The following is a 14,577-nucleotide window of genomic DNA, read 5'->3' as shown; positions in this document are numbered from 1 at the left end:
CGGGCTCTGCGTCCAATGCCGTGTCGGCACGGGCCATGCCGGTCCGGCATCGTCGGGGCGCTGCCCCGACACTCCGCCAAAGGGCTGGCCCTCTGGGAACCCGGTTTCAACCTTTCTCGGAGGCCAGGGCGTGGGCGGCCTGCCAGACCGCGTCGAGGGCCGGGTGGCGGCGGGCGGCGTTCCGGTAGAGACGGATTTCCAGGGCGGCCCCGGGCCCGGCGGCCACGAGGCAGCCCTCGGCGAGCTCGCGGGTGACCAGGCTCTCGGGCAGCCAGGCCAGGCCGTGGCCCGCCAGGGCCATGAACTTCAGCGCCTCCGCCATGGCGTTCTCGTTGACATGGGCCGCCGGCATCGGCTTGGCACTGTGCGCCACCACCCGGCCCAGGAAGGAATCCGCCGGGTAGCCGAGGCCGGGCAGGTCGGCGGGCGCCGCTCCCGGCCGGTGCACCGGCACGAGGCTGTCCCGGCCGATGACGCGGTGCGGGAACGCCGCCGGATCGAGGGGGATCGGCACGCCGGGATGGTGGTAGGTCAGCAGCAGGTCGTGGCTACCCTCGGCCAGCGCCTGCACGCAGGCGTGGAAGTCCCCCGGCAGCAGCCGGCTGCCGAGCGGCCCGGTCCGGGCCTCGATGTCCCGGTACCAGCCCGGGAAGACGGTGAGCGCCAGGGTGTGGAGCGCGGCCACCGACACGGCCCGGGCGGCCGGCCGGGTCCGGGCCCGCAGCGCGTCGCGGCCCTCGTACAGGAGCCGGACGGTCTCCTGCGCGGTCTCGCGGAACAGCTGGCCCTCAGGCGTCAGGGCGGTCGGGTAGGTGCTGCGGTCGATCAGCGGCACGCCGAGCCAGCCCTCGAGCGCCCGGATCCGCCGCCCGAAGGCGGGCTGGGTGACGTGGCGCTCCACCGCCGAGCGGGAGAAGCTACCGGTGCGCGCGAGGCTCAGGAAGTCCTCGAGCCATTTCAGCTCCATGGCCGGGCGCTTAGAGCCGGGCCAGCAGCCGCTCTGCCAGCGGGTTCTCCGCCGCGAAGGCGTAGTCGACCCGCCGCACCGTCACCGCCCGGGCACCGGCCTCCACCAGGGCGCCGGCGAGCTCGAACACGGCGCCCTCGGGGCAGCGCAGGACAATCTCGCCGTCGCTCCCCCGCGGGGCGCCGTAGGGCAATTCGGCTTCGTGCAGGCCCGCGATGGTGGCGAGGTCGATGGTGCCGCTCTCCGGCAGGGCCGCCCGGACCTCCCGGGTGGTGCGGGCGCGCTCCTCGGCGGCGATCCGGCCGAGCACGGTGCGCAACGCCGCCCGCTGGCCCTCGCCCCAGGGGGCCTTGAGCGAGGCCACCAGATTGGCCTCGGAGCGCAGGATGATGCCGTCGTCCAGCACCTTCAGGGCGTTGGCGCTGAGCGTCGCCCCCGTGGTGGTGATGTCGACCACGATCTCGGCCGAGCCCGCCGCCGGCGCGCCCTCGGTGGCGCCCAGGCTCTCGACGATGCGGTAATCGGCGACGCCCTTCTCGGCGAAGAACCGGCGAGTCAGGTTCACGTATTTCGTCGCCACCCGCAGGCGGCGGCCGTGGCGGGTCCGCATCAGCGCCGCGACCTCGTCGAGATCGGCCATGGCCCGCACGTCGATCCAGGCCTGGGGCACCGCCACCACCACGGTGGCGTTGCCAAAGCCGAGCGGGGTCAGGAGCTCCACCTGGCCGCGCACGTCCGGCAGGGTCTCGCGGATCAGGTCCTCGCCCGTGATGCCGAGATGGGCCGCCCCGGAGGCGAGCTGCGCGGCGATCTCCGAGGCGGAGAGGTAGCGCACCTCGACCCCCGGCACGCCGACAAGCTTGCCGCGATAGTCGCGGGCGCCCGCGCCCTGGGCGAGCCGCAGGCCGGCCCGGCCGAAGAACGCGCTGGCATTCTCCTGGAGGCGTCCCTTGGACGGGACGGCGAGGATCAACGGCATGGTGCCCGAATCCGTCATCGGCCGGCTCCCGCCACACGCTCGACCCAGAAGGTGCAGCCCACCGCGGGCAGGGGCGCCGCGCTGCCGAGATGCCCGAGCAGGCCGTCGTAGCGGCCGCCGCCGACCAGCATCGGGCCGTCGCCCTCGTTCACCTCGAAGATGAAGCCGGTGTAGTAGTCGAGGTTGCGGGCGAAGCCGCCCTGGAAGCGGAAGCGCTCGATCGGCAGGCCCCGGGCCGCGATGAAGCCGGTGCGCTCCTCGAACAGGTCGAGGGCGGCCGACACGGCGTCGTGGCGCAGGCCGGCGTCAGCGACCAGCCCCCGCAGGTCGCGCGCCGCCGCGTCCGGATGGCCGGCGATCACCCGGTAGCGGTCGAGGATCGCGCGGTTCTCGGCGTTGAGCCCGGCGCCGCCATTGGCCTGCGCGGCCGCCTTGCCGAGGAAGCGCTCGGCGATCTCGCCGGCGCTGCGGCCGCCCACCGCCGAAATGCCGGCGATGGCCAGCACATCCTCCACGAAGGCACGCACGCCCCGCGGGTCCTGGCCCTGGATCGCTGCCAGCAGGCCGGCATGCGGGTCCTCGGGGCGGGCGCCCTCGCCGCCATTGGTAACCTCGTCGAGGGAGCGCCCGGCGGCGAGCGCCCGCAGGGTCCGCCGCTTGGCCGCCGGCGGCACCGCCAGCCCGTCGAGCAGCGCCACGGTCAGGCCCATATCGCCGAGCCGCACCGCCGGGTCGGTCCGGCCGAACAGGGCGAGGCCTTCGAGGGCCAGCCCCAGCACCTCAGCATCGGCGGCGGGCGTGTCGGTGCGGCCGATCGATTCGATGCCGGCCTGGAAGAACTCGTCGGGCTCGTCGGCGGCGAGCCGGAAGACCGGACCGCAATAGCTGTAATCGGCCGCCTGGCCGTCGGCCTGGGCCCGGTGCAGGCGGCAGACCGGAATCGTGAATTCCGGCCGCAGGCACAATTCGGCCCCGGCCGCGTCCTGGGTGACGAAGATCCGACGGCGGATATCCTCGCCGGACAGCTCCAGGAACGGCTCCACCGGCTGCAGCACCGGGGGCGTCACCGGCCGGTAGCCGGCCGCACTCAGATGCGCGAGCAGCCGCGTCCGCGCCGCGTCGCCCGCCCCCGTCTCACCGGCCTCCGGTCGTGTCATCGCATGTCCCTCGCGGGCGCTCTCTAGCAATCGCAGTCGCGCTTGGCGACACGTAGAGATCCTGGGTTCCCAAAGGGCTCAGCCCTTTGGCGGGGTATCGGGGCAGAGCCCCGATGGACCAGGGCTCTGCCCTGGACCCGCAAAAGGTCGAAGACCTTTTGAAACCAGGACTCAGCCCGCGGTGGCGGGGAAGTGGCGGGCCAGGACGGCGCGGACCTGGGCGACCAGGTCGGCCTCCGGGCAGGAGAATTGGGCCGGGCGGGCGGCTTTCCACTCGGCGTTGCTGCCGATGGACTCGGCGGCGCGGGCGCCCTCAATCAGATCCTTGATCTGGACCTCGCCGGCCAGGCGCTCGTTCGAGCCCTGGATCACCGCCACGGGCGCGCGGCGGCGGTCGGCGTATTTCATCTGCGCCTTCATGCCCGCAGACCCGAGATAGAGCTCGGCCCGGATCCCGTCCGCCCGCAGCAGGGCGACCAGCCGCTGGTAATCGGCCATGTTCTCGCGGTCGAGGACCAGCACCACCACCGGGCCGGGGGTCTCGGTGCCGGCGAGCAGCGGGCTCTTCACCAGCTGGAGCGCCGAGAACAGCCGCGAGACGCCGATGGAAAAGCCCGTGGCCGGCACCGGCTCGGCCCGGAACCGCCCGACCAGGCCGTCGTAGCGTCCGCCGCCGGCCACCGAACCGAAGCGCACGGTCTGGCCGTCCTCGTTGGTGACCGGGAAGGTCAGCTCGGCCTCGTAGACCGGGCCGGTATAGTATTCGAGCCCGCGCACCACACTCGGATCGGCCCGGATCACGTCGTGGCCATAGCCCGCCGCCGCGCAGAGCCGCATGATCGCGTGCAACTCGGCGATGCCCGCGCGGCCGGTCTCGGATTCGCCCACCGCCTCGTGCCAGCCGGCGAAGAACTTTTCCCAGAACGCCATCTTGTCGGCGCCGTCTCCGGCATCGGCCTGGAACGACACGTAGGCCAGGATCCGGGAGACCGCACTGGCGTCGAGGCCGGCGCCCTTGGTGAAGTCGCCGCTCTCGTCTTTGCGGCCGGGGCCGAGCAGGTCGCGCACGCCGTCGACGCCGAGGCGGTCGAGCTTGTCGATCGCCCGCAGGACGGTCAGCCGCTGGCCGGCCTTGTCGGGGCCGGCGAGGCCGATCGCCTCCATGACCCCGTCGAGCACCTTGCGGTTGTTGACCTTGACCACGTACTGGCCGCCGAGCCCGAGCCGGTCGAGGGTGTCGGCCATCAGCATGCAGGTCTCGGCATCGGCCGCGACGCTGCCGGCGCCGACGATGTCGGCATCGAACTGCATGAACTGCCGGAACCGGCCCGGCCCCGGCTTCTCGTTGCGGAACACGTAGCCGGCCCGGTAGCTGCGATAGGGTTTTGGCAGGGCGTCATAATTCTCGGCGACGAACCGGGCCAGCGGCGCGGTCAGGTCGTAGCGCAAGGAGAGCCAGGCCTCGTCGTCGTCCTGGAACGAGAACACGCCGGCATTCGGCCGGTCGAGGTCGGGCAGGAACTTGCCGAGCGCCTCGGTGTACTCGACGAACGGGGTCTCCAGGGCCTCGAAGCCGTAGAGCTCGAAACTCTTGCGGATCGTCTCCAGCATCCGTCCCTGGGCGGCGATCTCGTCGGCGCGGCGGTCGACGAAGCCGCGGGGCAGGCGGGGTTTCAGGATTTCGGCCCGGCTTTCGGCCTTCGCGGTTTCGGGCTTGGACATGTGAACGCGTTCGCTTCTCGCGGACCCGGAGCCCGGATCCGGTGTGAGTCGTCCCCGGCGCGGCGGAGATCCTGGGGCCGGGCTCTAGAGCATGACGGCCGAAAGGGGAATTCGGTTTCCGGGAAGCTTCCTTGGCCGCCTATCCCGCGCCGTCATTGCGAGCGCAGCGAAGCGACCCAGGGCAACGCCACGTTCGGGGGCCTCGCGCTACGCTGGGTTGCTTCGCTGCGCTCGCAATGACGATTGGGAACGCCCGTCAAACCGTTAATAGGGCGCGGTCAGCTTGAGCCAGAGCAGGACCGCGAGGCTCACCACGGCGATGGGCATCTGCAGCGGGCGCAGGCGGGCATGGGCCAGCGGCACCTCGCCGGCGCGGGCCGCGATCGGATCGAGGATCCCGATGGCCGCGTAGCCGAGGATCAGCATGGCGAGTGCCGGCACCGCCTTGCCCATCACGGCCGCGAACAGGCTGAACAGACCGAGCGCGTACAGGACCAGCATCGTGACGATCTGGGCGAGCCGCGGTCCACCCTCGGTGCGGAAGCTGACGCCCCGGTGGACGCCGGCCAGGAACAGCAGGATCGAGGCGGCGTAGAGCAGGGTGAACAGGGCCACGAGATAATCGAGGGGCTGCCCGTTCAGCCACCAGGCGGCGGCGGCGCCAACGGCGATCGGCACCATCGGTCCGAAGCCGAACACGATGTCGAGCCACGGGATCCGGCGCGGCTCATGCGCAGTGATGGTGCGTCCGGTGGCGTCGTCGCGCATGTCTGTGGGGCCGGGCTCTCGGGTGAACAATTTGCTGCGCTGCAGCACCGGGACGGGGAACGGCTCCGCAAGACCACAGTTCCGCGCACAGCGCTTTAGCGCCGCAGAAGCGAAACCGCGAGATCCGGCCTGCGCAGGGGTGTTCAACGGATCGTGACGGAGGGACGCCTCTACGGGCTGCCGACGGTTTGAAAATGGGGCGCCTCTCCCTCCCCCCTCTGCGGGGGAGGGTGGGCCGGCCGTCAGGCCGGGTCGGGAGAGGGGAACCCGGGTTCAGAAAGGGGCGGAGCAGGCGTGCAGGCTATGGGCAATTCTGCACCGTTGCTCCCCTCTCCCGACCCCCTTTGGGGGCCACCCTCCCCCGCAGAGGGGGGAGGGGATGCGTGGGAGGCCATGACGCCCCATCCCGCGACGATGCGGGCCCATCGTCACCGATCCCGCGCCGCCCCAAGCGTCCCCGATCCATCAGCCCCTTGAGTGCGGTGGAAAAACGCGTTATTTCTTGTGGGCCCTCTTCACAAGGTCAGCGCCGCAGCGCGCCCGTGAGCCGCGAGGGTCCTGCCGAAAACGGTCCAGCCAAGACGATCTTCGGGCCCCTCGCTCTCCAGCGCGGCCCGCTCTCCGGCGCCCGTCCCCCGGGTTGCTTGGCGCAGAACCGGCCCTCCCACCTTCTCCGTCGGTTGCAAGACACCCCATGACGCCACATCCCGACGCCTTCGCCGATCCCCTGGCCGATCCCGAGACCGCGGATCCGGCCGACGCCCCGGCGACCGGCACCATCGCCGTCCTCGAAGGCGTGCGCGAGGTCAAGCTGTTCGACCTCAAGGCCAAGACGCCGACCGACCTGATCGCCTTCGCCGAGGAGGTCGAGGTCGAGAACGCCTCGACCATGCGCAAGCAGGAGCTGATGTTCGCCATCCTGAAGCAGCTCGCTGCCAAGGAGGTCGAGATCATCGGCGCCGGCACCGTTGAGGTGCTGCAGGACGGCTTCGGCTTCCTGCGCTCGAACGACTCGAACTATCTGCCCGGCCCGGACGACATCTACATCTCGCCGACTCAGATCCGGCGCTTCGGCCTGCGCACCGGCGACACCGTCGAGGGCCCGATCCGCGGCCCCAAGGACGGCGAGCGCTACTTCGCGCTTCTGAAGGTCAACACGATCAATTTCGAGAACCCGGAAAAGATCAAGCACAAGGTCCATTTCGACAACCTGACGCCGCTCTTCCCCACCAAGCGGTTCAAGCTCGAGCTCGAGAATCCGACCAAGAAGGACTTCTCGCCCCGGATCATCGACATCGTCGCGCCGATCGGCAAAGGTCAGCGCGCCCTGATCGTGGCGCCGCCGCGCACCGGCAAGACCGTGCTGATGCAGAACATCGCGCAGTCGATCACCCTCAACCACCCGGAATGCTACCTCATCGTGCTGCTCATCGACGAGCGCCCCGAGGAGGTCACCGACATGATCCGCTCGGTGAAGGGCGAGGTCATCGCCTCCACCTTCGACGAGCCGGCCACCCGCCACGTGCAGGTCGCCGAGATGGTGATCGAGAAGGCCAAGCGCCTGGTGGAGCACGGCCGCGACGTCGTCATCCTGCTCGACTCGATCACGCGCCTCGGCCGCGCCTACAACACCGTGGTGCCGTCCTCCGGCAAGGTGCTGACCGGCGGCGTCGACGCCAACGCCCTGCAGCGGCCCAAGCGCTTCTTCGGCGCCGCCCGCAACATCGAGGAGGGCGGCTCGCTCTCGATCATCGCCACCGCGCTCATCGACACCGGTTCGCGCATGGACGAGGTAATCTTCGAGGAGTTCAAGGGCACCGGCAACTCGGAGATCATCCTGGACCGCAAGGTCTCGGACAAGCGCATCTTCCCGGCGATCGACATCACCCGCTCCGGCACCCGCAAGGAGGAGCTGCTGGTCCCGCCGGACGCCCTCAAGAAGACCTACGTGCTGCGCCGCATCCTCAACCCGATGGGCGTCACCGACGCGATCGAGTTCCTGCTCGACAAGCTGCGCCAGACCAAGAGCAACAGCGACTTCTTCGACTCGATGAACACCTGATCGGGTCGATCTCAGGGGCTCCGCCCCCGAACCCCGCCAAAGGGCTCGGCCCTTTGGAAACCAGAGACCGCGTTGACCTTCTCCTAACCCGTGCCTGCCATGGTCGGCCTTGGGAGCTGGGTTGCGTATCGGCTCCGCGACAGCCCCGCCGACCGGTTCATCCCGGCGGCGGGGCTCGTCGCAGCCTTGCTTCAGCGGCCCGATCCGTGACACTGGCGCGATGCCCCGCTCGCCCTGGCTCCGTCCGGACCCGCTCCTCCTCGCCTCCACCAGCCCGACCCGGCGCCTGCTCCTGGAGAGCGCGGCCCTGCCGGTGGAGACCGCGTCCCCCGACGTCGACGAGCGTGCCATAGAGGCGTCGAGCCAGGGACTGGCGCCGCCCGACCTCGCCCTGCGCTTGGCCCGGGCCAAGGCCGACGCGGTGGCCTCCCGTCATCCGGGGCGCGTCGTCCTCGGCGCCGACCAGGTACTGGAGCTCGACGGCGCGATCTTCCACAAGCCTCGGGATTCGGACGCAGCGCGGGCCCAGCTCGCCCGCCTCGCCGGCCGCACCCACGCCCTGCATTCCGCGGCGGCGCTGGCCGGTGCCCTGAGCGACGGCTTCGTGGCGACCGCCCGGCTGACGATCCGTCCTCTCGATGCCCGGGCGATCGCCGCCTATGTGGCGTGCGCCGGCGACGAAAAGGTGCGCGCCAGCGTCGGCGGCTACCAGTTGGAAGGGCCGGGTATCCACCTGTTCGAATCGGTCATCGGCGACCACTCGACCGTGCTCGGCCTGCCGCTGCTGCCGCTGCTCGCCCGCCTGCGCCGGGCCGGCTATCTGGATTTCTAGACCGGGTTCCCAAAGGGCTCAGCCCTTTGGCGGGGTTCCGGGGCGGAGCCCGGAGGCTTGCAGGGCTCCGCCCTGCACCCGCAAAAGGTCCCGGACCTTTTGAAACCACGATCGAACGGAGCACCGTCTTGGCCGGGCACGATCATTCCCACGGATCCCATTCCCATGGTGGTCACGGCGGCCATGGCGGCCACGTCCACACGCCGAAGAATTTCGGGCCGGCCTTCGCGATCGGCATCGTGCTCAACACCAGCTTCGTGGTGGTCGAGGCCGCCTACGGCTACCTCAGCAACTCCATGTCCCTGGTGGCCGATGCCGGCCACAACCTCTCCGACGTGCTGGGCCTCGCCGCCGCCTGGATCGCCGCCATCCTGGTGCGCCGCCGCGCCAGCGCTCGCTTCACCTACGGGTACCGCGGCTCCTCGATCCTGGCGGCTTTGTTCAACGCCGTGTTCCTGCTGATCGCCATGGGCGCGGTGATCTGGGAGGCCCTGGTCCGGCTGGTCCATCCCGAGCCCGTGGCCGCCACGACCGTGATGGTGGTCGCCGCCATCGGCATCCTGGTCAACGGCCTGACCGCCTGGCTGTTCGCCAGCGGCGCCAAGGGCGACATCAACATCCGCGGCGCCTTCCTGCACATGGCGGCCGATGCCGCGATCTCCGCGGGCGTGGTGGTCGCGGGCTTGGCGATCCAGCTCACCGGGCTCAGTTGGCTCGACCCCGCGGTCAGCCTTGTCATTGCGGCCCTGGTGGTCTGGGCGACCTGGGGCCTCCTGCGCGACAGCGTGGCGATGTCCCTCGACGCCGTGCCGCCGGAGATCTCCCCGGAGGCGGTGACCGGCTTCCTGCGCGACCGGCCCGGGGTGGTCGACCTCCACGACCTGCACATCTGGCCGATGAGCACCACCAGCGTCGCCCTCACGGTCCATCTGGTGATCGCTGAGGACCACCCGGCGCATCGGGCGCCCGGCAACGGCTTCCTCAACGAGACCGCCGAGGGCCTGCGCACCCGCTTCGGCATCGGCCACGCCACCCTGCAGATCGAGGCGGCCGGCGGCCCGGCCTGCCGTCTCGCCGAAGCGTGTGCCGCGTGAGCGCCGCCCCGATCCCCCGGGCCTTCGTGGTCGGCCACCCGATCGCGCATTCGCGCTCACCGCTGATCCACGGCTATTGGCTTAGCCAGCACGGCATCCCGGGCTCCTACGAGCGTCTGGACGTCGCGCCGGCGGCGTTTGCTGACTTCCTCCGGGCGTTGCCGGATTCCGGCTTCCGGGGCGGCAACGTCACGATCCCCCACAAGGAGGCGGCTTACGCGCTCGTCGATACGCTGACGTCGCGGGCGGAAAAAATCGGCGCGGTGAATACGCTGGTGGTCGAGCCCGACGGCCGGGTCCGCGGCGACAACACCGATGCGCCGGGCTTCTGCGGTCATCTCGACCACAGCCTCGGCGCCGGCTGGCCGGAGCGGGCCGGCGGTACGGCCGTGGTGCTGGGTGCCGGCGGCGCAGCGCGCGCGATCGTGGTTGGCCTCGCCGAGAATGGCCTGCGCCGGATCCTGATCGCCAACCGCACCCGTGCCCGGGCCGAGACGCTGGCGGCCTTGGCCCCGGGGATCGGCGCGGCGCTCGACTGGAACGACCTGCCCGACGCGCTCGCCGGGGCGGGGCTTTTGGTCAACACCACGTCGCTCGGCATGAAGGGCCAACCGCCCCTCGATCTCGACCTGACCCCGCTGCCGGAAACCGCCGCGGTGGCCGACATCGTCTACGCCCCCCTGGAGACCGACCTGCTCGCGGCAGCGCGCCATCGGGGGCTCGCCGCGGTCGATGGACTCGGGATGCTGCTGCACCAGGCGGTGCCGGGCTTCGAGGCGTGGTTCGGCCTGCGCCCCGCCGTTACCCCAGGCCTGCGGGACCGGATCGTGGCGGATCTTTCCGGATGACCAAGGGGCCTCCCGTCAGCCGCCCCGTCATTCTCGGCCTGACCGGCTCGATCGGCATGGGCAAGTCGGCCACCGCCAAGATGTTTTCGGCGCTGGGCGTCCCGGTCCACGATGCCGACGCCGCCGTCCACGCCCTCTACGGTCCCGGGGGCGAGGCTGCCGCGGCGATCGGCAAAACCTTTCCCGGCGTGCTCGACCCGCAGGGCGGCGTCGACCGCGCTCGTCTGCGCGCGGCGGTGCTTGGCGATCCCGACCGGATGGCGGCGCTCGAAGCCATCGTCCACCCGCTGGTCCGGGCGGCCAGCACGGCGTTCCTGGCCCGGCACGCGGACGCCCCCCTGGTCGTCCTCGACATCCCGCTCCTCTACGAGACCGGGGGCGAGAGCCGCTGCGACGCGGTCGCCGTGGTCAGCGCGCCCCCGGACGTCCAGCGCGCCCGGGTCCTGGCACGTCCCGGCATGACCGAAGAGGCCTTCGAGGCGATCCGCGCCAAGCAGATGCCGGATGCCGAGAAGCGGGCCCGGGCGGATTTCGTGATCGACACGAGCCGGGGCTTTCCCGCCGCCGAGGCCGAGGTGGCGCGGATCGTGGCCGCGTTGACGGAGCGCGGTGCGTCGGAACACCCTGCCGCCGGGTGACGCGGCCGCGCGACGTCATATCTCCCGGTCACCGATCCGCCTGCGGGATGGATGACGACGATGCGGTACCTCGAAGGGATCAGCCGGGCCTCGGCAGGCCGCACCCGCATGGCCAAGGCTCTGATCGCATTGCTGCTCGCGGCCGTCCCGGCCCAGGCGCAAGTTGCCGGCGCCTGCCCGCCCCCGAAAAAGCTCGCGGCCGGCGCCTGCGTCACCGCCTGCCCGGGCGGGTACGAGGATCGCGGGCGCGATTGCGTCTACCGCAACCAGTCCCGCTGACCGATTGACCTCACGCACTCCGTTCAGGGTTCATATTACACCGCGGACGACGCGTGGGACCCGTGCACGACAAGTGGGATGGGGATCCATGCCGATAGGCTGAAGCGTCGCTGCAGCCGAGTTCCTAGCATCCGCACCTTGTTCTCTAGCGATGTGTGACCGAAGCTTCTTATTTGATCGGCTGGGATGTGGCCCGCTTGGCGTTCGACGCTACCGGATAGACGACGAGTGCAACATCGTCGTCGCTGATATAGACTGGATGGACTGAGAAACCTGGATTTTTCTGTTCGAAATTTTCTATAAATTTCTTATTATTGATTTCTGCCCAGGTTGTGGTGCCTTTTTCCTCAATGGCTCCGGTCACAGGATCGCGGCCATAAACCGCTTTGCTGTGCGAAGTATATCCAGTTTCAGCAGGATCAGGACCACGAATGATCTTGGCCGTTCCGTTCAGGACAGCCTGAACCTTGGCGTCATTCGGGTCGTATGGACCGGAATGAGACATGTGGAGCCCGACCCATTCTCGAGCTTTTTCGTCTGTCGTAGCGATCTCGTAAATACCGAGCACGCTATTCCGCGCTTCTCTCACCAGACTTTCGTCGTCAAGATGAATTTTGGGCGGGGTGGATAAATCTGATGGGTCACGGGTCTCGGTTTGTTTTGATAGATATGATGGGAGTTGGGATGTAAATTCTTTTATATCTGTGCTTGGGTTACCCCTAATGAGATGCAGTGTCATTTTCAACAATGGTACATCACGGGATTTTACATTATTAATGGAAAACGAATTTGATGTATTAGCACGAATTTTATCGTCAATTGGCGAAGTGGTCGCCGTTCGTGCGCTCGATATTTCCGAGAACGACAACAGAGCATTGGCTGCCGGTGGTGAAAGCGAATAAGCGCTCCGCGGGTCAGGCGATCGAACCGTGGGATCGACATCTCCCTGAACGCGTTTCGTCCTTACGGACGCATCATTTCGGAGGGTCTTCAGAGCAATGATTGAGGATGATGATCCTGCAACGATAGTGCTCATCTTGAAATTTCCTATTAATAGCGAGCGTAATTTATATTTTTATTTAAAATGAATTAATCGACCGCCCATTTATACATACGTGACCTATGATATGCATAAAATTTACCTCGCATCAAGACCTAGTACGATTTTATCAAGAAATTTGTCTCTTGACGATGATTTAAATCGAAAAATAGAGGCGATCTGAAGAGAAAAAGCAGATATAGCGTCTTGATTGACGGCAAAGTATTAATTGTACTACAAAAATACAGTCGTTGATTATCCTGTCAGTCATCATAAGCACAGCGAATCGGGGATATGCTGCATTCCGAAGTCCTGCACATTTCCCGATTGCTGTGCTCGAAAAGGTGGTGAGGGCTGTCGGCACAGTCGCCTATGCTGAAGGATGTGGCAGGCTGAGCTATATGGAGGTTCGAGCGTCTGGCCCTTTCAAACCCACCCAATCCGCCCAAAGAACCCCCCGATCTCGGCCGCAGCCCGGTCGGGGTCCTCCCGGTGGGGGAAGTGGCCGACGCCCGGGAACGGCGCGAGGTCGAGATCCGAGAACGTCTCGCCCAGGCGGTCGGTCCAGGCATAGGGGAAGATCGGATCGTGCTCGGCCCAGCGCACGCAGGTCGGCACTGTGATCGGCGGCAGGGGCGGGGCCTCGCCCTTGAGCATCGCGATCCGGCCAGCATGGGCCGCCCGGTAATGCGCGAAGCCGCCCGCGAGGTTTCCGGCCTTCCAGAAATTGTCCGCGAAGGCGTCCATCACGGGATCGAACGCATCCTTGCGGTGCGACCAGTGGCGCAGGAAATGGCCGATATAGGCGGCGCAGCTCTCGCGGTTGGCGCCCACCAGCGTCACCGCCAGGTCCATCTGGTTGAAGGACTGGTACCAGATCTCGCTGAGCCGATCCGGCTCCCCGAGGCGGGGGCCTATCCCGGGATAGACGAAGTCGAACAGGAACAGGCCGGCGCAACGCTCCGGATGGGCCCGGGCCAGCGCCTGGATCACCGCGCCGCCGACATCGTGGCCGACGATGCCGGCGCGGTCGATGCCGAGCGCGTCGAGCAAACCCGCCATGTCGGCGGCCTGCTCGGGCGGCCCGAACGGACCCGCGGGCTTGTCGCTGTCGCCAAAGCCGCGCAGATCCGGGGCGATCAGGGTGTGGCGGGCGGCGAGCCGCGCCATCACCGGCTCCCAGGTCAGCCAGAATTCCGGCCAGCCGTGGAGCAGCAGCAGCGGCGTACCCGAGCCGCAGCGGGCGACGTGCAGATCCGCGCCGTTGACGCGGATCGTCAGGTGCTCGAGGCCGTCCATCGTCCCTCCATCTTGGCCCGCCGGGCCAGCATCTTCGCCTGCAGGCGGCTGCGGCGGGCGGCAATCACCGTGCCGTTGACCTCGCCGCCGAACAGGAACATGGCGGCGAGCCAGTACAGGAACACCAGGAACACCATCGCGGTGGCCAAGCCCCCGTAGGTGGACGCGTAGGCGTTCGAGAATCGGTCGAGATAATAGCCGAAGCCGAGGCCGGCGAAGAACCACAGGACCAGCGTCACCCCGATCCCCGGCAGCACCGACAGGATCGAGCGCCGGCCGGCGGCCACGAACTTGTGGGCGATGATCAGCACCACCGCCAGCAGCAGGGCCGTGACGCCGATCCGCCCGATCGCCACCGTGAGGCTCAGGGGCTCCAGCCCCGGCGCGACCAGCACGATGTTGCGCCAGATCAGCGGGCCCAGCACCACGAGCAGCGCGAAGGCCAGCATCGCGAAGGCGCCGCAGATCACATAGCCGATCGATTCGAGCCGGGTCAGCCACCAGGGGCGGCTCTCACGCAGCCCATAGGCCCGGTTGAGACCAACCCGCAGGCTCTCGACGCCCGAGGACGAGAAATACAGGGCGAACAGGGCGCCGAGCGTCAGCACGCCGCTGCGCTGCTCGGTGAGCACCCGGTGGACCTCGCCGACGATCGGCTTGGCGATCTCCCGGGGCCAGGCGTCGAAGATCAGCACCCCGGCCTCGTCGGCCAGCGACTGCGTGCCGAACAGGCCGGCGAGCGCGGCCAGCAGGATCAGGAACGGGAACAGGGAAGTCAGGGTCGAGAGCGCGATGTGGCTGGCGATCGCCCAGCCGTCATGGGCGACGAAGCGCTGCGCCGCGAGGCCCGCGACCTGGAATCCGCTGCGAAGTGATTTCACGGGTGTCCAACG

The 14,577-nt window shown here is 68.6% G+C and carries 14 protein-coding genes; 6 read left to right on the top strand and 8 right to left on the bottom strand.

Annotation, left to right across the window (positions count from 1 at the left end; all coding sequences use genetic code 11):
• Window positions 1-106: 106 nt before the first annotated feature.
• The 5 genes from BM228_RS11510 to BM228_RS11490 all read right to left on the bottom strand — a co-directional run bounded on the left by BM228_RS11510 (window position 107) and on the right by BM228_RS11490 (window position 5,593).
• On the bottom strand, window positions 107-967 hold the full coding sequence (locus tag BM228_RS11510; RefSeq protein ID WP_092040141.1) for a LysR family transcriptional regulator: 861 nt from the start codon (window positions 965-967) through the stop codon (window positions 107-109).
• A 10-nt stretch (window positions 968-977) separates the two neighbouring features.
• Entirely contained in the window at window positions 978-1,964 is a 987-nt protein-coding gene (gene hisG / locus BM228_RS11505) for an ATP phosphoribosyltransferase (protein ID WP_092040139.1), read from the bottom strand.
• Complete coding sequence (locus tag BM228_RS11500) at window positions 1,961-3,103, bottom strand: ATP phosphoribosyltransferase regulatory subunit (RefSeq protein WP_092040136.1); 1,143 nt, start codon at window positions 3,101-3,103, stop codon at window positions 1,961-1,963. The genes hisG and BM228_RS11500 overlap by 4 nt, the downstream gene beginning before the upstream one ends.
• A 171-nt stretch (window positions 3,104-3,274) precedes the next feature.
• The gene (gene hisS / locus BM228_RS11495) at window positions 3,275-4,825 is read right to left on the bottom strand and encodes a histidine--tRNA ligase (RefSeq protein WP_092040134.1); all 1,551 of its coding nucleotides are present in this window, start codon (window positions 4,823-4,825) and stop codon (window positions 3,275-3,277) included.
• A gap of 264 nt (window positions 4,826-5,089) precedes the next feature.
• On the bottom strand, window positions 5,090-5,593 hold the full coding sequence (locus tag BM228_RS11490; protein ID WP_092040131.1) for a DUF3429 domain-containing protein: 504 nt from the start codon (window positions 5,591-5,593) through the stop codon (window positions 5,090-5,092).
• Window positions 5,594-6,287: 694 nt separating this feature from the next.
• Here BM228_RS11490 and rho point away from each other — a divergent pair.
• From rho to BM228_RS35120, 6 genes are all read left to right on the top strand, one after another.
• Window positions 6,288-7,655, top strand: coding sequence for a transcription termination factor Rho (gene rho, locus BM228_RS11485; RefSeq protein WP_244537106.1), 1,368 nt, complete (start codon window positions 6,288-6,290; stop codon window positions 7,653-7,655).
• Window positions 7,656-7,875: 220 nt separating this feature from the next.
• A complete protein-coding gene (locus BM228_RS11480) occupies window positions 7,876-8,487 on the top strand; it encodes a Maf family protein (protein WP_092040129.1) in 612 nt (203 codons plus the stop codon).
• A 128-nt stretch (window positions 8,488-8,615) separates the two neighbouring features.
• Complete coding sequence (locus BM228_RS11475) at window positions 8,616-9,581, top strand: cation diffusion facilitator family transporter (protein WP_092040126.1); 966 nt, start codon at window positions 8,616-8,618, stop codon at window positions 9,579-9,581.
• The gene (locus BM228_RS11470; protein WP_092040124.1) at window positions 9,578-10,429 is read left to right on the top strand and encodes a shikimate dehydrogenase; all 852 of its coding nucleotides are present in this window, start codon (window positions 9,578-9,580) and stop codon (window positions 10,427-10,429) included. Before BM228_RS11475 ends, BM228_RS11470 begins: the two co-directional genes overlap by 4 nt.
• Window positions 10,426-11,067: a dephospho-CoA kinase gene (gene coaE / locus BM228_RS11465; protein ID WP_092040121.1), complete on the top strand. Its 642-nt coding sequence runs from the start codon at window positions 10,426-10,428 to the stop codon at window positions 11,065-11,067. The genes BM228_RS11470 and coaE overlap by 4 nt, the downstream gene beginning before the upstream one ends.
• 60 nt (window positions 11,068-11,127) lie before the next feature.
• Window positions 11,128-11,346 carry a hypothetical protein gene (locus tag BM228_RS35120; RefSeq protein WP_092040342.1) on the top strand — a complete coding sequence of 73 codons (219 nt, stop codon included), beginning with the start codon at window positions 11,128-11,130 and terminating at the stop codon, window positions 11,344-11,346.
• Window positions 11,347-11,515: 169 nt separating this feature from the next.
• Here the strand turns inward: BM228_RS35120 and BM228_RS33740 are convergent, their stop codons facing one another.
• The 3 genes from BM228_RS33740 to BM228_RS11450 all read right to left on the bottom strand — a co-directional run bounded on the left by BM228_RS33740 (window position 11,516) and on the right by BM228_RS11450 (window position 14,565).
• Window positions 11,516-12,382 carry a hypothetical protein gene (locus tag BM228_RS33740; protein WP_139234080.1) on the bottom strand — a complete coding sequence of 289 codons (867 nt, stop codon included), beginning with the start codon at window positions 12,380-12,382 and terminating at the stop codon, window positions 11,516-11,518.
• Window positions 12,383-12,811: 429 nt separating this feature from the next.
• Window positions 12,812-13,684, bottom strand: a complete 873-nt coding sequence (locus BM228_RS11455) for an alpha/beta fold hydrolase (RefSeq protein ID WP_092040120.1) — start codon at window positions 13,682-13,684, stop codon at window positions 12,812-12,814.
• Window positions 13,663-14,565 (bottom strand): YihY/virulence factor BrkB family protein, encoded by a 903-nt coding sequence (locus BM228_RS11450; protein ID WP_092040117.1) that lies wholly within the window; start codon window positions 14,563-14,565, stop codon window positions 13,663-13,665. Before BM228_RS11450 ends, BM228_RS11455 begins: the two co-directional genes overlap by 22 nt.
• Window positions 14,566-14,577 lie beyond the last annotated feature (12 nt).

It is taken from the genome of Methylobacterium pseudosasicola (assembly GCF_900114535.1).
Lineage (GTDB): Bacteria > Pseudomonadota > Alphaproteobacteria > Rhizobiales > Beijerinckiaceae > Methylobacterium > Methylobacterium pseudosasicola.
The sequence above is the reverse complement of the archived record's forward strand: the minus strand, read 5'-3'. Positions and strand labels throughout refer to the sequence as shown.

Coding starts and splice junctions, on each gene's coding strand:
- BM228_RS11510 (WP_092040141.1), bottom strand. CDS start 967: ATGGAGCTGAAATGGCTCGAGGACTTCCTGAGCCTCGCGCGCACCGGT.
- hisG (WP_092040139.1), bottom strand. CDS start 1,964: ATGACGGATTCGGGCACCATGCCGTTGATCCTCGCCGTCCCGTCCAAG.
- BM228_RS11500 (WP_092040136.1), bottom strand. CDS start 3,103: ATGACACGACCGGAGGCCGGTGAGACGGGGGCGGGCGACGCGGCGCGG.
- hisS (WP_092040134.1), bottom strand. CDS start 4,825: ATGTCCAAGCCCGAAACCGCGAAGGCCGAAAGCCGGGCCGAAATCCTG.
- BM228_RS11490 (WP_092040131.1), bottom strand. CDS start 5,593: ATGCGCGACGACGCCACCGGACGCACCATCACTGCGCATGAGCCGCGC.
- rho (WP_244537106.1), top strand. CDS start 6,288: ATGACGCCACATCCCGACGCCTTCGCCGATCCCCTGGCCGATCCCGAG.
- BM228_RS11480 (WP_092040129.1), top strand. CDS start 7,876: ATGCCCCGCTCGCCCTGGCTCCGTCCGGACCCGCTCCTCCTCGCCTCC.
- coaE (WP_092040121.1), top strand. CDS start 10,426: ATGACCAAGGGGCCTCCCGTCAGCCGCCCCGTCATTCTCGGCCTGACC.
- BM228_RS35120 (WP_092040342.1), top strand. CDS start 11,128: ATGCGGTACCTCGAAGGGATCAGCCGGGCCTCGGCAGGCCGCACCCGC.
- BM228_RS33740 (WP_139234080.1), bottom strand. CDS start 12,382: ATGAGCACTATCGTTGCAGGATCATCATCCTCAATCATTGCTCTGAAG.
- BM228_RS11455 (WP_092040120.1), bottom strand. CDS start 13,684: ATGGACGGCCTCGAGCACCTGACGATCCGCGTCAACGGCGCGGATCTG.